Source organism: Variovorax palleresanus (assembly GCF_051144945.1).
GTDB classification, from domain to species: domain Bacteria; phylum Pseudomonadota; class Gammaproteobacteria; order Burkholderiales; family Burkholderiaceae_C; genus Variovorax; species Variovorax paradoxus_S.
The window spans coordinates 335432-351491 of sequence record NZ_JBJNVP010000002.1 but is presented as its reverse complement, the minus strand read 5'-3'; the positions used below and the strand labels follow the sequence as shown (position 1 = coordinate 351491).

Sequence of the window (16060 nt, the reverse complement as noted above, 5' to 3'; positions counted from 1 at the left end):
AACCCGGGCTCCGTGCAAAGACACGCAGCGTACGCGATCGGCAGCGGGCGATCAGCGATCGGTGTCGTTCGGATCGATGGACGCGCTCCAGCGGTTGTCCCAGTCGGCATGCCGTGCCGCGCCGTCGAGTTCGCGCCGGTCGCGCTTGGTCGGCCGGCCCTGCACGATGGCCAAGGCTGGCTCGCTGCCCATGCGGCGTTGCTCGCGCATCTCGGCCTGCGCCGCGATGCTCTCCGGCGTTTCTTCATAAAGCTGCTGCGCCACGGGTGCCGGCCCGCGCTGGCCGCTCAAGCCGCGCACCGTGACCGTGCGCGTCACGGCGCCCAGGCGGATGGCCACGGTGTCCCCCGCCTTGACCTCCCGGGAGGCCTTGGCAATGTCCCCGTTGACCTGCACCCGGTTCTTGCCGATTTCATCCGCAGCCAGGGATCGCGTCTTGAAGAAGCGGGCGGCCCAGAGCCATTTGTCGATGCGCAAGCGATCCATATTCAAGAATTGTGGCGGTAGACCGGGAGCCGCACGACAGCGTCGAGCCCGACCACCTGTGCGGAATTTTCCTGCACGCTGCGGTTGTCCAGGCTGATGCGTCCGCCCAGCGCCAGCACGATTTCGCGGCAGATCGCGAGGCCCAGCCCGGAGCCGCTGGCCGTGTCGCCGGCGGAGAAGGGCGCGAACAGGCGCTGGCGCAGTTCGGCCGAAATGCCAGGTCCCTCGTCGCGCACCGTCAGCACGGCTTCGTCCTCGTCGGAGCGCACCATGACGGAAAGCGCGCCGCCCCGCGGGCTCTGCTTGATGGCGTTGTGCAGCAGGTTTCGCGTGAGTTCCTGCAGCATCCACTGGTGCGCGCGCACCGTCACGGGGTGGTCGATGTCCAGCTCGAAATCGAGCGACTTGTCGGCGATCAGCGGCGACAGGTCCAGCGCTATCTGCCGCACCACCTCGCCAAGCTCCAGCGGAACCGATTCCGGCTGCTGCCGCAGCTGCTCGACCTTGGCGAGCGACAGCATCTGGTTGGCGAGCGTAGTCGCGCGCTCCACCGTCTGGCTGATTTCGCGCAGCGCCTGTTCGGGCGCCACATCGCCGCGCCTTGCCGACTGCACCTGGGCCTTGAGCACGGCCAGCGGCGTGCGCAACTGATGGGCACTGTCGCGCACGAAGCGCTTCTGGTGGTCGAGCAGGCGCTGCAGCCGGCCCATGACCTCGGTGGTGGCGTCGACCAGCGGCCGCAGTTCGCGCGGGGCATCGGGGGCATCGATGGGCGAAAAGTCATCGGCCGCGCGCTTCTCGATGGCTTCGCCAAGCTCCCGCACCGGCCGCGTGGCGCGCTGCACCACCAGCACCGTGACCAGCGCGATGACGCCCATCAGCAGCAGCTGCCGCCACAGCATGTCGACGAGCAGCTTGCGCACCAGCGTTTCGCGCAGCTCGAGGGTTTCGGCCACCTGCACCACGGCCATGCCGCGGCCGCGGCCACTGGACACGGGTTGCAGCAATACAGCCATCCGGACGGGCTGGCCGCGAAAGCGCGCGTCGTAGAAATCGACCAGCGCCGAATAGGCTCCGCGATCGGGAATGCGGCCGCGCCAGAACGGCAGTTCGGCAAAGCCCGAGACCATTTCGCCGTCGAGGGCCGAAACACGATAGAAAAGCCGGCTGCGGTTGTCGGCCTCGAAAGCCTCGAGCGCGGAATAGGGCACGATGGCGCGCAGCCGTGCCCCGTCGTCGTAGCCTTCCACGTCGAGCTGCTCGCCGATGGTCTTGGCCGACGCGAGCAGGGTCCGGTCGTAGGCGGTGGTGGCCGCGGCCAGGCTCTGCCGGTACAGGCTCACGCTGTTGATCACGATGAAAAGCGCCACCGGCGCGAGAATGCCGAACAGCAGCCTCGCGCGCAGCGACAGGGCCGCCCTCATGGCTCCGCGCGCAAGAGATAGCCCAGCCCGCGCAGCGTCATCAGCGCGGCGCCGGTGCCCACGAGCTTCTTGCGCAGGCGATACACCACCACCTCGACAGCCTCGTACTGCACGTCGGCTTCGCCTGGAAACACCAGCTCGAAAAGCCGTTCCTTGCTGACTGCGTGGCCCGGCTTCATCATCAGCGCCTTGAGCAGCGCCAGCTCGCGCGGCGTGAGTTCCAGGATGCCGCCGCGGTGGTAGATGGCGCCGCTTTCGGGCTCGAAGCGCAGGCCGCCGACTTCCTGCGGGTTCAGGATCACGTCGGCGCCGGCGTTCTGGTGACGCCGGCGCAGGGCGCGGATGCGCGCCTCCAGCTCATCGAGGTCGAAGGGCTTGGGCAGGTAGTCGTCGGCGCCGGCATTCAGGCCCATGATGCGGTCGCCCACCGTGCCGCGGGCCGTCAGCAGCAGCACGGGCGTGCGCAGCCCCGCGGCGCGTGCCTCGGCCAGCACCTGGAGGCCGTCCAGGTTCGGCAGGCTCAGGTCGAGCGCCACCACGTCGGGCTCCAGCGCGCGCCATTGCTCGACGGCCAAGGCGCCGTCGCCGCAGATCCGCACGTCGATCTTGCTGCGGGCGAGGGCGCGCTGCAGGGTAACCTGCATCGAGGGATCGTCTTCGACCAGCAGCAGCTTCATGGGGCGTGGAGGGGAGAATGGTACTTTGGTGTTTTCCCCAGTCCGGTGGACAGCCAACTGACAGCGGGGCGGCGCATGATAGCGGCTCAGGTCCAAGTCAGGTTTTCTTTAGTTACCAGGAGACATCGATGCGTCGCGACACCTTTTTGAAGTCATTGGCCGCGCTGGCCGCCGCCGGAGCGCTGCCGTTGTCGGCACGCGCCGCAGCCAACGTCAAGATGATGATTCCAGCCAACCCGGGCGGTGGCTGGGACACCACGGGCCGCGCGCTGGGCAAGGCTCTGACCGAATCCAAGCTGGCCGACACGGTCACCTATGACAACAAGGGCGGCGCCGCCGGCGCACTGGGCCTGGCCCAGTTCGTGAACGGCTCCAAGGGCGATCCGAACGCGCTCATGGTGATGGGCTCCGTCATGCTCGGCGGCATCATCACCGGCAAGCCGCCGGTCAATCTTTCGCAGGCCACGCCCATCGCGCGCATGACCACCGAATACAACGTCTTCGTGCTGCCGGCCAACTCGCCCCTCAAGACCATGAAGGACGTGGTCGATCAGCTCAAGAAAGACCCCGGCAGCGTCAAATGGGGCGGCGGTTCGCGCGGCTCCACCGAGCACATTGCCGCGGCCATGATCGCGCAGAAGGTCGGCGCCGATCCGTCCAAGATCAACTATGTGGCCTTCCGGGGCGGCGGCGAGGCCACGGCGGCCATTCTGGGCGGCAACGTCACCATCGGCGGCAGCGGCTACAGCGAGTTCGCCGAGTACATTGCCGCCGGCAAGATGAAAGCCATTGCCGTCACGTCCGCCCAGCGCCTGCCGGGCATCAACGTGCCCACGCTCAAGGAGCAGGGCATCGACGTCGAGATCGGCAACTGGCGGGGCGTGTACGGCGCGCCCGGCATCACCGCCGAACAGCGCAAGGCGCTGACCGACATGGTGCTGGCTGCCCTCAAGAGCCCGTCGTGGGCCGAAACGCTCAAGAAGAACGACTGGACGCCGGCCGTGCTCTCGGGCGAGGCTTTTGCCAAGTTCGTCGACGACGACTTCGCCAGCCTGCGCGCCATCATGGTCAAGTCCGGAATGGTCTGAATTTGGCTCGCCCCCAGTCTTCGCGCACTTCGCGTCGCTACGCCAACGCCAACCCTCTACGGGGGCAACATCAGCGGCCCGGCAAAGCCGGTTCCGCGGTGTTCCTGGAAGGGAGCGGGGACGGGTGGGGAGTTCTTTTGAATCGTGGGCCTTTCAGTAGGCCCTCTTCTTTTCCCTGACTGTGGGAGAAAAAAATGACAACTCCAGAATCCTCGGTCTCGCCGCAAGCCGCGGCCATCTGGCCGCAAACCCTGGTCGGCGCCGGCGTGCTGCTGACCGGCTTGGCGCTGGCTTTCGGCGCCATCGGCATTTCTTCCGAGGCTGGCTATGGCGGCGTCGGCCCCAACTTCCTGCCCTGGCTGGTGTCGAGCGCGCTCACGCTGTGCGGCGGTTGGATCGTGTGGGAGGCACGCACCGGCGGCTTTCGCGAGCTTGACGCACCGACGGGCGCCGAGCGCGCCTACTGGCCGGGTTTCGTCTGGGTGTCGGCGGGCCTGCTGCTCAATGCGGCGCTCATCACCCAGCTCGGCTTCATCCTGAGCTGCACGCTGTGCTACGTGCTGGCCGTGCAGGGCCTGCGCCGCGCGGGCGGCCAGCCTTCGGCGAACCAGCCGCGCACCTGGGCCATCGACCTCCTGACCGGTGCCCTCATCTCGGCGCCCGTGTTCTGGATGTTCACCAAGTTCCTGGCCATCAACCTGCCGGGCCTCACGACCACCGGCTGGATCTGACATGAACCCCCACGCTCATCACTTCGTGTATTCGCTGCCCCCCGAGGGGGCGCAGGCCTGCCTTGGGGCGGCCCGGCGGGAGGCCTGACATGGAAATCTTCAACGCACTCATGACGGGTTTCGCCGCGGCGATCACCCCTGTCAATCTGCTCTGGTGCCTGGTGGGCTGCGCCCTCGGCACGGCCGTCGGCGTGCTGCCGGGCATCGGGCCCGCTGTGGCGGTGGCCATGCTGCTGCCGATCACGGGCAAGGTCGAAATCACGGCCTCGATGATCTTCTTCTCGGGCATCTACTACGGCGCCATGTACGGCGGTTCGACCACGTCGATCCTGCTGAACACGCCGGGTGAAACGGCCAGCATGGTCACGGCGATGGAAGGCAACAAGATGGCCAAGAGCGGACGGGCGGGCGCCGCGCTCGCCACCGCCGCCATTGGTTCCTTCGTGGCCGGCACCATCGCCACGGTCATCGTCACGATGTTCGCGCCCTTCGTGGCCGAGTTCGCCGTGAAGCTCGGGCCGCCCGAGTATTTCCTGCTGATGCTGCTGGCCTTCACCACGGTGAGCGCGGTGCTGGGCAAGAGCACGCTGCGCGGCATGACGGCGCTGTTCATCGGCCTCGCGGCCGGCTGCGTCGGCCTCGACCAGATCTCGGGCCAGGGCCGCTACACCGGCGGCATTCCCGAAATGCTCGACGGCATCGAGATCGTGCTGGTGGCGGTCGGCCTGTTTGCGGTGGCCGAAGTGCTGTACGCGGTGCTCTACGAGGGCAAGGTGGTCGAAGGCCAGAACAAGCTGAGCCGCGTCCACATGACCAAGCGCGACTGGAAGCGCTCGATTCCTGCATGGTTGCGCGGCACCGCCATTGGCACGCCGTTCGGCTGCATTCCCGCGGGCGGCACGGAGATTCCGACTTTCCTGAGCTATGCGATGGAAAAGAAGCTGGCCAAGAATCCGGAAGACAAGGCCGAGTTCGGCAACGCCGGCGCCATCGAAGGCGTGGCCGGCCCCGAAGCCGCCAACAACGCCACCGTGACTGCCGCGCTGATTCCGCTGCTGACGCTCGGCATTCCGACGTCGAACACCACAGCCATTCTGCTTGGCGCGTTCCAGAACTACGGCATCCAGCCGGGGCCGCAGTTGTTCACCACCTCGGCCGCGTTGGTGTGGGCGCTGATCGCGTCGCTCTACATCGGCAACGTGATGCTGCTGGTGCTGAACCTGCCGATGGTCGGCTTGTGGGTCAAGCTGCTGAAGATTCCCAAGCCGCAGCTCTACGCCGGCATCCTGATCTTCGCGACGGTGGGTGCCTACGGCATGCGCCAGAGCGCGTTCGACCTGTTCCTGCTCTACGGCATCGGCCTGCTCGGCGTGGTGATGCGGCGCTTCGACTTTCCGACCGCTCCTGTGGTGGTGGGCATGATTCTGGGGCCACTCGCCGAGGCGCAATTGCGCAATGCGATGTCGATCGGGGAGGGCAGTGCTGCGGTGTTCTTCCAGCGGCCGATGTCGATCACGCTGGTGGTCATCATCGTGGCTGTGCTTGTGTTGCCGCGCGTGGCGAAGCGCATGAGTGAGCGGAAGTTGGCTCGGTTGGCGGTCTGACTTTTCTGTCTTCTTGCCCTCATTTTTGGGGGGCGAGGGGTAGTTGTTTTTTTACCGCTGCGCGGCGGTTGCTTCCCGAGGCCGGGACTCGCCCCGGCGGGCGACTCACTTTCTTTTGGCGAAGCAAAAGAAAGTGAGTCCGCCGCCGGGCGGATATCCCGGCCTCGGAAAACAAATCCCGCGAAGCGTCAAAAAGTCTGAACGAACAGCGTCAACCAGCAGTCCGCTCCACCAGATCATCATCAATATGCGGATCAGCCGGCTGCCCCCGCACCCTGCGCACAGTCCGCCGAATCCAGTGCTCGATGTCATCCACATAAGTGAACACAGCCGGCACCACCAGCAGACTCAGCACGGTCGACGTGATCAGCCCGCCGATCACCGCCATCGCCATCGGCGACCGGAAGCTCGAATCGGCGGCACCGAGGCCCACTGCAATCGGCAGCATGCCCGCACCCATGGCCAGCGTGGTCATGATGATGGGCCGGGCGCGCTTGTGGCAGGCATCGCGCAGGGCCTCCCAGCGGGTCATGCCGTGGTCGCGGCGCGCCACGATCGCGTACTCCACCAGCAGGATCGAGTTCTTGGTGGCAACGCCCATCAGCATGATCAGCCCGATCAGCGACGGCATCGAAAGCGCCTTCTGCCCGATGAGCAGGCCCACGAAGGCGCCGCCGAGCGCCAGGGGCAGTGCGCAAAGAATCGTCACCGGATGCAGGAAGTCCTTGAACAGCAGCACCAGCACGATGTAGATGCACAGCACGCCCGTGAGCATCGCAAGGCCGAAGCTCGCGAACAGCTCGGTCATCACTTCTGCGTCGCCCACCTCGGTCACGCGCACGCCGGGCGGCAGCTTCTGGATCGAGGGCAGCGCCGTGACCGCGGTCTTGGCATCGCCGAGGCCCACGCCCGAAAGCTCGATCTCGAAGTTGACGTTGCGCGAGCGGTCATAGCGGTCGATGACGGCCGGGCCGCCTTCCATCGTCAACGAAGCCACCTGGCTCAGCATGACGGGGCCGCGCGCGCCGGGCACCGAGAGGCGGCCGAGCAGGTCGAGATTCTGCCGTGCCGAGTCTTCGAGCTTCACCACGATGGGCACCTGCCGCTGCGCGAGGTTGAGCTTGGCCAACGCCTGGTCGTAGTCGCCCAGCGTGGCCACGCGCAGCGTCTCGGCGATGGCTGAACTGGTCACGCCCAGGTCGGCCGCGCGCGCGAAGTCGGGGCGCACGGCGATCTCGGGGCGCACGAGGCTTGCCGTGGAGGTGATGTTGCCGAGGCCGGGAACCGTGCGCAGGTCCTTCTCGACCGCGCTGGCCGCACTGGCCAGCGCAGCCGGGTCTTCACCGGTGAGAGCGAGGATGTATTTTTCGCCCGAGCCGCCAAGGCCCACGGTGCTGCGCACGCCGGGCAGGGTTTCAAGCGCCGTGCGGATCTGGTTCTCGATCACCTGCTTGCGCGGGCGGTCGCCGCGCTCGTCGAGCTTGATGGTGAGCGTGGCCTTGCGGGTTTCGGGCGTTCCGAAGTTGGCGAAGGGATCGCCGCCCGCGCTGCCGCCCGCCACGGTGGTGTAGACGCTTTTCACGTGCTTGATCTGCATCACGCGGCGCCGCGTTTCTTCCGCGGCCGCGGTGGTCTGCGCAAGCGTGGAGCCGGGCGCGAGCGAGAGGTAGATCTGCGTCTGCGAGTTGTCGTCCGGCGGAATGAAGCCGGTCTTCAGCAGCGGGATCATCGCCAGCGAACCGAAGAAGAAGAGGGTGGCGAGCACCATCGTCTTGAAGCGATGGTGCGTGCTCCATTCCACGGCGCGCATGTAGGCCGTGAGCCAGCGCGGCTCTTTTTGGGCACCGACCACCGGCTTCAGGATATAGGCCGCCATCATGGGCGTGAGCACCCGCGCCACCACCAGCGACGCGAACACTGCCAGCGAGGCCGTCCAGCCGAACTGCTTGAAGAACTTGCCGGCTATGCCGCTCATGAAGGCCGTGGGCAGGAACACCGCAATCAGCGTGAAGGTGGTGGCGATCACCGCCAGGCCGATTTCGTCGGCTGCCTCCATGGCCGCCTCGTAAGGCGACTTGCCCATGCGCAGATGGCGCACGATGTTTTCCACCTCCACGATGGCGTCGTCCACCAATATGCCGACCACCAGTGAAAGCGCAAGCAGCGAGATCACGTTGACCGAGAAGCCCAGCAGGTGCATGCCGATGAAGGCCGGGATGACGGACATGGGCAGCGCCACGGCCGAGACGAAAGTGGCGCGCCAGTCGCGCAGGAACAGCCACACCACGATCACCGCCAGGATGGCGCCTTCATACAAGAGGTGCAGCGAGCCGTCGTACTCTTCTTCCACCGGGTCGACGAAGTTGAAGGCTTCCGTCAGTTCGATATCGGGGCGCTGCACGCGCAGGTCGGCCAGCGCCTTCTGGATGGCGCGGCCCACCTCCACCTCGCTGGCGCCGCGGCTGCGGGCCACTTCGAAGCCGACCACCGGCTTGCCGTTGAGCAGTGCGGCGGCGCGCGGCTCGGCGATGGTGTCGCTGATGCGCGCCACCTGGTCGAGCCGGACGCGGCGGCCGTCGGAGAGCGCAATCTGCATGTCGGCGAGCTGGTCGGCCGACTGCACGGTGGCCATGGTGCGCACCGGCTGCTCGCTGCCGCCCAGGTCGATGCGGCCACCGGCGCTTTCGGTCTGCACCTGTCGCAGCTGGCGCGAGATGTCGGCCGCCGAGGCGCCCAGCGCCTGCAGCTTGGCCGGATCGAGGTCGACATGCACCTGGCGCGTGACGCCGCCCACGCGGTTCACCGCACCCACGCCCGGAAGCGCGAGCAGCTTCTTGGTGATGTCGTTGTCCACGAACCAGCTCAGCGCCTCGATGTCCATGCGCGCCGAGGCGATGGTGAAGGCCAGCACCGGCTGGGCCGCGAAGTCGAGCTTGGTGACCACCGGGTCACGCACGTCGGCCGGGAGGTCGGCGCGCACGCGCTGCACCGCGGAGCGCACGTCGTCCACGGCTTCCTGCACCGGCTTCTCGAGACGGAACTCGACGATCAGCGTGGCGGCGCCATCCTGCACCTTGGTGGTGATGTGCTTCAGGCCTTGCACCGTGGCAATGGAGTTCTCGAGCTTGCGCGCGACGTCGGTCTCGAGCTGCGAAGGCGCGGCACCGGGCAGCGCCGCCGAGACCGTCACGGTCGGCAGGTCGATGTCCGGAAAATTCTGCACCTTCATCGCGTTGAACGACAGCAGCCCACCGAAGGTGAGCAGCACGAACAGCATCACCGCCGGAATCGGGTTGCGGATGGACCATGCGGAAACGTTCATGGGCGTGCCTTCGTTTCAGTCGGGGCGGCCGGTTGCGCACCCGCGGCCGCCGGTGCGGGCGCCGCGACGACGCGCACCAGGTCGCCGTCGTTCAGGAAGCCGGCGCCCTGCACCACGATCTGCGCGCCTTCGGGCAGCGCGCTGGTGATCTCCACGCGCTCACCCACGCGGCGGCCGCTCTGCACCTTGAGCTGCGCAACGCGGTTGTCGGGCAACAGCATGAAGACGTTGTTGAAGCCGTCGCGCGGAACGATGGAGGTTTGCGGCACGGTGGGCGCGGAGCTCCGGCCGAGCTCGAAGTCGCCGCGCGCGAACATGCCGGCCTTGATGCCGGTGTTCTGCTGCACGTTCGGCAGGTCGACGTAGACCAGCGCCGCGCGCGTTTGCGGATCGACCGTGGGCGCGATGCTTCGCACCTTGCCGCGCACCTGCGCGCCGCTGGCGCTGACCACGAAGGCCGTGGTGCCCACCGCGATGCGGCTGAGTTCGGCCGACGTGACCTCGGCGCGCCATTCGAGCCGGCCCTGGCGGATCAGCCGGAACAGCTCGGTGCCGGAGGCCACCACGCTGCCGACCGTGGCGGTGCGCGATGAGATCACGCCGTCGTCGGGGGCCAGCACCTGCGTGTTGCGCCCGCGAACCTGTTGCGCGGCTAGCACGGCTTCGGCGGCCTCAACGCGCGCCTTGGCGGTCTGCTCGGCGGTCTGGTACTGGTTGATCTGCTGCTGGCTCAGCGCGCCGGTGGCCTGCAGCGTGCGGGCACGCGCGGCATTGCCGGCTGCGTCGGCGGCGGTCGCCTTGGCCTCGGCGAGCGAGGCACGCGATTGCGCGATGTCCGCCTGCACCGTCTCGGGCGAGAAGACGGCGAGCACTTGGCCCTTCTTCACCACGTCGCCCACGTTCACGCGCACTTCGGCGAGCCGGAGCCCGGCGGATTCGGAGCCCACGATGGCCTCCTGCCAGGCGGCCACGTTGCCGTTGGCTGCGAGCGTCAGCGTGAGCTCGGTGAGCTCGGGCTTGGCGACCGTGACTGTCAACGTCGGCCGGGCAGCCGGAGCACCCGCCTTGTCCTTGGCGGCCGCCGCCGGAGTGCCGGGCTCGCTCGCTGGCTTGCGCGTCAGCCACACGGCCGCCGCAATGACGATGACGAGCGCCAGCAGCGCGATGGCGAGGGTGGAGCGTTTGATACTTTTCATGGCGACGTCGCGACCTTGGCGGCCGGGTTGGAGGTCATTGAGGGCGATCCGGGGCGGGCCCAGCCGCCGCCCATCGAGCGGTAGAGCGCAACCCAGGCCTGGGCGCGTTCGCGTTGCAGCGAGACGCGCGCGGTCTGTGCGGCAAAGAGCGTGCGGCGCGAATCCTCGAGCTCGAACAGGCTGGCCAGGCCGCTGCCATAGCGGGCCTGGGTGGCGTCGAAAGAGGCCTGGTAGTTCTTCACCGCGGAGTCGGCGTCGGTGGCGCGCGCATCGGTGGCGTCGAGGTTGACCAGCGCTTCTTCGACCTCGCGCACCGCCTGCCGCACGTTCGCGCGGTAGAGCGACACGGCCTCGGTGTAGCGCGCCTTGGCCGCATCGCTGTTGGCGGCGCGAGCGCCGAAGTCCAGCAGCGGCACCGTGAGCGACACCGGGCCAATCGACCAGGTGTCGAGCGATTCCCGAAAGCCGCTGGTGCGGATCTGCATGCGGCCGATGGAGCCCGAGATGCTGAGCTTGGGATAGCGCTCGGCTTCGGCGGAGCCCACGTCGGCGCTGGCCGAGGCCACGCCGAGTTCGGCCGCGTACACGTCGGGCCGCTGCGAGATGGCGTCGGCCGGCACGCTGGCAATGCTGCCGACCACTGGCAGCGCGCGCTGCGTGGGCGAGGCGGCGAGCTTCTGTTCGAGCGCGGGCTCGTCGATGCCGCTGAGCGCCACCAGTGCCTTGCGCTGCACCGCGCATTGGGCGCGTTGCTGCGTGAGGCGGCCCGAGGCGTCCGAGGCGCTGGCGCGCGCCAGCGCAGCGTCGGCCGGCGCGGTGAAGCCGGCGCGCGCGGACAGGTCGGTGAGGCGCGCGGTTTCGCCGCGTGATTTGGCGTCCGACTCGGCCACGCGCAGTTGCTGCTGGCAGGCGCGTTCGGCGAAGTACGCGTTGGCCGTTTCGGCCGCGACGGCCACGCGCGCGTCGTGCCATTTGGCGGTGGCGCTGCTGAGCTTCTGCTCGGCTGAATCGCGATCGGCGCGCAGGCGGCCGAACAGGTCGATCTCCCACTTGGACTGCAGGCCGGCCTGCAGCGTGGTCACCGGCGCGATGGCCGCGCTGCTGCTGGAAGAGGAAGTCGTGCCGCCCGAGCCGAAAGAGGAGCCCGAGACGCCGCGGCTGGCCGACGCCGTGCCGTCCAGGTTGGGCAGCAGCGCCGCGCCGGCCTGCACGCGCGTGGAGCGCGCCTCGGCCACGCGCGCCGCAGCGCTCGCGAGATTGGGGCTTGCGGCTTCGGCCGCGGCAATCAGTTCGACCAGCAGCGGGTCGTCGAGCTGGCTCCACCATTCAGCCAGCGAAGCCACCGAGCCGCCGTGGGGCAGCGGCGCATGCCACTGCGCGGGGAACGGCGCCTCCACCGTGGCCGGCGGGCGCGTCAGGCCGCAGCCGGCAAGGCCGAGGCCCAGGCAGGCGGCAGCAATCCATCGGAGTCGTCTCATGTTTTCTTTCTCCCGGAACGGACGGCAGATACCGCCGCGGGCTTGGTGGCGGCTTTGCGGCGCAGTGCTTCCGCCTCGACCAGCGCAACGGCATAGCCCGTGAGGCGCTGCGCCCAGGTGTCCACGTTTTTGGGTGTGTTCAGCAACGAGGGGCGTATGGCGTCGACGAGATCCTGGCTCACGAAAAGCTGCACCGCGAGTCCGGTGATGGCGAAGGTGAGGCGATGCACGTCGTCGTCCGGCCGCGCAAGACCGAGGTGGCGACACAGCACGCCCGCGACGGCGATGTGCGGTGTCTTGATGTCGCGCTCGAATTCCTTGGCCCACTGGCTTGTCGGCTCGAGCATCTCGCGCATGTGCAGCTGGATGCACTGCCGCACGATCTCGCCTTGCTTGAGCGGCTCGATCATGTGGGTGAAGAAGATGCGCAGCGCTTCTTCCATCGGCAGATCGGGCGCGTCGTACAGCGAAACGAAGTCTCCGGCATTGCCGCCCATCGGCTCGCCGAAGGTGGCGGCATACAGCCCGGCCTTGTCGCCGAAGTAATAGCTGATGGCCGAAATGTTCACGTCCGCCGCGCGGGCAATCTCGCGGGTCGAGGTCTTGGCGTAGCCGTTGGCGGCAAAGAGGGCGAGCGCGGCATAGAGAAGGCGCTGGCGCGCTTCGACGCCGTCGCTGCGTGGCGCGCGCGCGGAAAGGGCTTGGAGGGCAGGGGCGCTCATGCCGGCATTAGACCACGGAGGCAATCAAACGATTGATTTACTTATGGCCGCATGAGGGCTTTCTTCGTATGGGTCGGCGGATATCTATTCTGTGTATGTTCCGGCCGCGCGTTGATGCTTGATTCGGCGCCGATTGATGCGCGCTACGATCCGCGCATGTCCGCCGCTCCGCCTGTTGCCGCACCGCCCACCCTGCCGCTCGATGCCGAAGGCATCCTCGCATTGGCCGCTCGCTCGATGTTCCATCTGTTCTCGAGCATCAGCCAGGGCATGTTTCTGGTCGACCGCAGCGGGCGCATCGTGTGGGTGAACGAAGGGTACCGGCGTTTTCTGCCGGCCCTGGGCTTCTCGTCGATCGACCAGTTCATGGGGCACATGGTCGAGGACGTCATTCCCAACACGCAGATGCGGCGCGTGCTCGAAACCGGCGAGCCGATTCTCGTGGACCTTCTCACCAACAAGGCGGGTACTTTCGTTGTCAGCCGCATTCCGCTGCGCGCCGAAAGCGATGGGCGCGAAGGTAGGGCGGGAGAGGTCATCGGCGCCATCGGCATCGTTCTGTTCGACCAGCCCGAGACCACGCTGCAGCCGCTCATCAGCAAATTTGCGCTGCTGCAGCGCGACCTCGACGACGCACGGCGCGAACTGGCGAGCCAGCGCAACAACCCGCTGTACCAGCACGCGGCCGACGGGCAGCGCCGCTCCAAATACACCTTTGCCAGCTTCATCGGCAGCAGCCCCGCGGCGGTGGAGGTGAAGCGCCATGCGCGCCGGGCCGCGCAGTCCACGAGCCCGGTGTTGCTGCTCGGCGAAACGGGTACGGGCAAGGAGTTGCTCGCGCATGCGATCCACGCATCGTCGGCGCGTGCCAAGGGGCAGTTCGTCAGCGTCAACATCGCGGCCGTGCCCGACACGCTGCTGGAGGCCGAGTTCTTCGGCTTCGCACCGGGCGCCTTCACCGGCGCCGACCGCCGCGGCCGCGAAGGCAAGTTCAAGCTGGCCGATGGCGGCAGCCTGTTTCTCGACGAGATCGGCGACATGCCGCTCGGCCTGCAGGCCAAGTTGCTGCGCGCGCTGCAGGAGGGCGAGATCGAGCCGCTCGGCTCCAACAAGCTGGTGCCATTCGATGCGCGCGTGATCGCCGCTACCTCGCGCGACCTGCCCGAGCTGGTGCGCCGCGGCCAGTTCCGCGAAGACCTGTACTACCGCCTCAACGTGCTGCCGCTGCGCGTGCCGCCGCTGCGCGAGCGCCGCAGCGACATTCCGGCGTTGGTGGAGGCATTGGGCGAAGACATGGCGCTGCGCAGCGGCGAGGCGCCGCCCGAACTCACGCCCGATGCGCTGGCGCTCCTGGCCGGCCAGCACTGGCGCGGCAACATCCGCGAGCTGCGCAACGTGCTGGAGCAGGTGACCATGCGCAGCGATTCGCAGCGCATCGATGCCGCGCAGCTCGAACGCATCCTGCGCGAAGCGGGGCTGGACCAGATCGCGCCGCCCGATGTCCTGCACTCGTCAGGCGACGAAGAGGCGGCGCTGCTGCGGCCGCTGGCGCAACAGGTTGCGGAGCTGGAGCAGAAAGCCATAGCCGCTGCGCTCGCGAGCACGGGCGGCAACAAGCTCGCAACCTCGCGGCTGCTCGGCATTTCACGCGCGACGCTGTATGAACGGATGACGAATCCGGTTCGCTGAAGCGCCTGAACCATGGCGCGAGAGGCGCCCTCGGCGCAATGGCAGCAGCAAAAAAAAGACCCGCCGAAGCGGGTCAGGGGCAGCCCCCGCGTCGGAGGGAGGAGGGGGAGGGGGAGGTAGCCAGGGGTGCCAAGTGCCAATGTAGGCATGAATCTGGGAAAAATATGGGCGCAGCACCGTCTTCCTGTGTCCTGTCGCTCGCAATTCGAAAAGTGGCTGAACAGTGGCGGCGATCTGCGAGCGAACCTTCTCGAAAACCCTGACTGATAAAAATACAAATGCCTGAATATCAGGCATCAAAATTGTTCCTAAATCAGGCGAAAGCGCGTCTTCTCCAATGAAGAAACCATTGTTATCAATGGCTTGGGCGTGTGGCACGAACTGTGCAATATTCAGTCACCTATTTCAGGAGACAAAGAATGAACCGTCGCCACCTCGTCGCCCTGGCCGCACTCGCCACCTGCGCCGCCGCAGCCCCCGCCTGGGCCCAGTCCAACGAAATCCGCATTGCGCACATATACAGCAAGACCGGTCCGCTCGAGGCCTATGGCAAGCAGACGCAGACCGGCTTCACGATGGGCCTGGATTACGCCACCGGCGGCACGATGACGGTCAATGGCAAGAAGCTGGTGGTCATCGAGAAGGACGACCAGGGCAAGCCCGACCTCGGCAAGTCGCTGCTGGCCGCCGCGTATTCCGACGACAAGGCCGCGCTGGCGGTGGGTCCCACGGCTTCGGGCGTCGCGCTGGCCATGCTGCCGGTGGCCGAGGAGTACAAGAAGATCCTGATCGTCGAGCCCGCGGTGGCCGATTCGATCACCGGCGACAAGTGGAACAAGTATGTCTTCCGCACCGGCCGCAATTCGAGTCAGGATGCGATCAGCAACGCGGTGGCCATCGACAAGGCCGGCGTGACCGTGGCGACTCTCGCGCAGGACAACGCCTTCGGCCGTGACGGCGTGAAGGCCTTCGGCGCCGCGCTCAAGAAGGCGAAGCTGGTGCACGAGGAATACCTGCCGCCCGCCACCACCGACTTCACGGCCGGTGCCCAGCGCCTGATCGACAAGCTCAAGGACCAGCCGGGCCGCAAGATCATCTGGATCGTCTGGGCCGGCGCGGGCAATCCGTTCAAGATCGTCGACCTGGACCTGAAGCGCTACAACATCGAGATCGCGACGGGCGGCAACATCCTGCCGGCCATGGCCGCTTACAAGGGCCTGCCGGGTATGGAAGGCGCGGCGTATTACTACTTCGGCATTCCGAAGAATCCGGTGAACGAAGCTCTCGTCGCGGCGCACTACAAGGAATTCAAGACGCCGCCGGACTTCTTCACGGCCGGCGGCTTCTCGGCCGCAATGGCGGTGGTTTCCGCGCTCAAGAAGACCGGCGGCGACACCAACACCAACAAGCTCATCAGCGCCATGGAAGGCATGAGCTTCGACACGCCCAAGGGCAAGATGACCTTCCGCAAGGAAGACCACCAGGCGATGCAGTCAATGTACCACTTCAAGATCAAGAACGACCCCGCCTTTGCATGGGGCGTGCCTGAACTGGTGCGCGAGATCAAGCCCGAAGAGATGGACATCCCGATCAAGAACAAGCGCTGATCGGCACCCCGATTCCGCGGTCCTGAGGCCGCATCC

General features: G+C 67.1%; 12 protein-coding genes. 5 read left to right on the top strand and 7 right to left on the bottom strand.

The annotated features are described in order from the left end of the window. Positions 1–51: 51 nt before the first annotated feature. From ACJ7Z0_RS05475 to ACJ7Z0_RS05465, 3 genes are read right to left on the bottom strand one after another with little or no spacing between them, the layout of a single operon-like run. Positions 52–486, bottom strand: coding sequence for an RNA-binding S4 domain-containing protein (locus ACJ7Z0_RS05475; RefSeq protein WP_431130850.1), 435 nt, complete (start codon positions 484–486; stop codon positions 52–54). A gap of 2 nt (positions 487–488) precedes the next feature. Then, a complete protein-coding gene (locus tag ACJ7Z0_RS05470) occupies positions 489–1910 on the bottom strand; it encodes a sensor histidine kinase (RefSeq protein ID WP_434789008.1) in 1422 nt (473 codons plus the stop codon). Then, positions 1907–2587 (bottom strand): response regulator, encoded by a 681-nt coding sequence (locus ACJ7Z0_RS05465; RefSeq protein ID WP_434789007.1) that lies wholly within the window; start codon positions 2585–2587, stop codon positions 1907–1909. Before ACJ7Z0_RS05465 ends, ACJ7Z0_RS05470 begins: the two co-directional genes overlap by 4 nt. Before the next feature lie 128 nt (positions 2588–2715). On the opposite strand from ACJ7Z0_RS05465, the gene ACJ7Z0_RS05460 reads away from it, so the two are divergent. The 3 genes from ACJ7Z0_RS05460 to ACJ7Z0_RS05450 all read left to right on the top strand — a co-directional run bounded on the left by ACJ7Z0_RS05460 (position 2716) and on the right by ACJ7Z0_RS05450 (position 6010). Further along, a complete protein-coding gene (locus ACJ7Z0_RS05460) occupies positions 2716–3675 on the top strand; it encodes a tripartite tricarboxylate transporter substrate binding protein (RefSeq protein ID WP_431130855.1) in 960 nt (319 codons plus the stop codon). Between the two features lie 194 nt (positions 3676–3869). Then, positions 3870–4406: a tripartite tricarboxylate transporter TctB family protein gene (locus tag ACJ7Z0_RS05455; RefSeq protein WP_431130856.1), complete on the top strand. Its 537-nt coding sequence runs from the start codon at positions 3870–3872 to the stop codon at positions 4404–4406. A gap of 89 nt (positions 4407–4495) precedes the next feature. Next, positions 4496–6010, top strand: a complete 1515-nt coding sequence (locus ACJ7Z0_RS05450; protein WP_431130858.1) for a tripartite tricarboxylate transporter permease — start codon at positions 4496–4498, stop codon at positions 6008–6010. Between the two features lie 211 nt (positions 6011–6221). Here the strand turns inward: ACJ7Z0_RS05450 and ACJ7Z0_RS05445 are convergent, their stop codons facing one another. From ACJ7Z0_RS05445 to ACJ7Z0_RS05430, 4 genes are read right to left on the bottom strand one after another with little or no spacing between them, the layout of a single operon-like run. Beyond that, positions 6222–9332: an efflux RND transporter permease subunit gene (locus ACJ7Z0_RS05445; RefSeq protein WP_434789006.1), complete on the bottom strand. Its 3111-nt coding sequence runs from the start codon at positions 9330–9332 to the stop codon at positions 6222–6224. Next, positions 9329–10528: an efflux RND transporter periplasmic adaptor subunit gene (locus tag ACJ7Z0_RS05440; protein WP_434789005.1), complete on the bottom strand. Its 1200-nt coding sequence runs from the start codon at positions 10526–10528 to the stop codon at positions 9329–9331. Before ACJ7Z0_RS05440 ends, ACJ7Z0_RS05445 begins: the two co-directional genes overlap by 4 nt. Next, a complete protein-coding gene (locus ACJ7Z0_RS05435; RefSeq protein ID WP_434789004.1) occupies positions 10525–12006 on the bottom strand; it encodes an efflux transporter outer membrane subunit in 1482 nt (493 codons plus the stop codon). Before ACJ7Z0_RS05435 ends, ACJ7Z0_RS05440 begins: the two co-directional genes overlap by 4 nt. After that, positions 12003–12728 carry a CerR family C-terminal domain-containing protein gene (locus ACJ7Z0_RS05430; RefSeq protein ID WP_431130865.1) on the bottom strand — a complete coding sequence of 242 codons (726 nt, stop codon included), beginning with the start codon at positions 12726–12728 and terminating at the stop codon, positions 12003–12005. Before ACJ7Z0_RS05430 ends, ACJ7Z0_RS05435 begins: the two co-directional genes overlap by 4 nt. A gap of 156 nt (positions 12729–12884) precedes the next feature. Between ACJ7Z0_RS05430 and ACJ7Z0_RS05425 the strand changes: the two genes are divergently transcribed. Together ACJ7Z0_RS05425 and ACJ7Z0_RS05420 are read left to right on the top strand one after the other, a co-directional pair. Further along, positions 12885–14417: a sigma-54 interaction domain-containing protein gene (locus tag ACJ7Z0_RS05425; RefSeq protein ID WP_431130867.1), complete on the top strand. Its 1533-nt coding sequence runs from the start codon at positions 12885–12887 to the stop codon at positions 14415–14417. Between the two features lie 419 nt (positions 14418–14836). After that, entirely contained in the window at positions 14837–16024 is a 1188-nt protein-coding gene (locus ACJ7Z0_RS05420; RefSeq protein WP_434789003.1) for a substrate-binding domain-containing protein, read from the top strand. Positions 16025–16060 lie beyond the last annotated feature (36 nt).

Bases quoted from the DNA above. Each gene is read 5' to 3' on its own strand.
- ACJ7Z0_RS05475 (WP_431130850.1), bottom strand. From the start codon at position 486: ATGGATCGCTTGCGCATCGACAAATGGCTCTGGGCCGCCCGCTTCTTC.
- ACJ7Z0_RS05470 (WP_434789008.1), bottom strand. From the start codon at position 1,910: ATGAGGGCGGCCCTGTCGCTGCGCGCGAGGCTGCTGTTCGGCATTCTC.
- ACJ7Z0_RS05465 (WP_434789007.1), bottom strand. From the start codon at position 2,587: ATGAAGCTGCTGCTGGTCGAAGACGATCCCTCGATGCAGGTTACCCTG.
- ACJ7Z0_RS05460 (WP_431130855.1), top strand. From the start codon at position 2,716: ATGCGTCGCGACACCTTTTTGAAGTCATTGGCCGCGCTGGCCGCCGCC.
- ACJ7Z0_RS05455 (WP_431130856.1), top strand. From the start codon at position 3,870: ATGACAACTCCAGAATCCTCGGTCTCGCCGCAAGCCGCGGCCATCTGG.
- ACJ7Z0_RS05450 (WP_431130858.1), top strand. From the start codon at position 4,496: ATGGAAATCTTCAACGCACTCATGACGGGTTTCGCCGCGGCGATCACC.
- ACJ7Z0_RS05445 (WP_434789006.1), bottom strand. From the start codon at position 9,332: ATGAACGTTTCCGCATGGTCCATCCGCAACCCGATTCCGGCGGTGATG.
- ACJ7Z0_RS05440 (WP_434789005.1), bottom strand. From the start codon at position 10,528: ATGAAAAGTATCAAACGCTCCACCCTCGCCATCGCGCTGCTGGCGCTC.
- ACJ7Z0_RS05435 (WP_434789004.1), bottom strand. From the start codon at position 12,006: ATGAGACGACTCCGATGGATTGCTGCCGCCTGCCTGGGCCTCGGCCTT.
- ACJ7Z0_RS05430 (WP_431130865.1), bottom strand. From the start codon at position 12,728: ATGAGCGCCCCTGCCCTCCAAGCCCTTTCCGCGCGCGCGCCACGCAGC.
- ACJ7Z0_RS05425 (WP_431130867.1), top strand. From the start codon at position 12,885: ATGTCCGCCGCTCCGCCTGTTGCCGCACCGCCCACCCTGCCGCTCGAT.
- ACJ7Z0_RS05420 (WP_434789003.1), top strand. From the start codon at position 14,837: ATGAACCGTCGCCACCTCGTCGCCCTGGCCGCACTCGCCACCTGCGCC.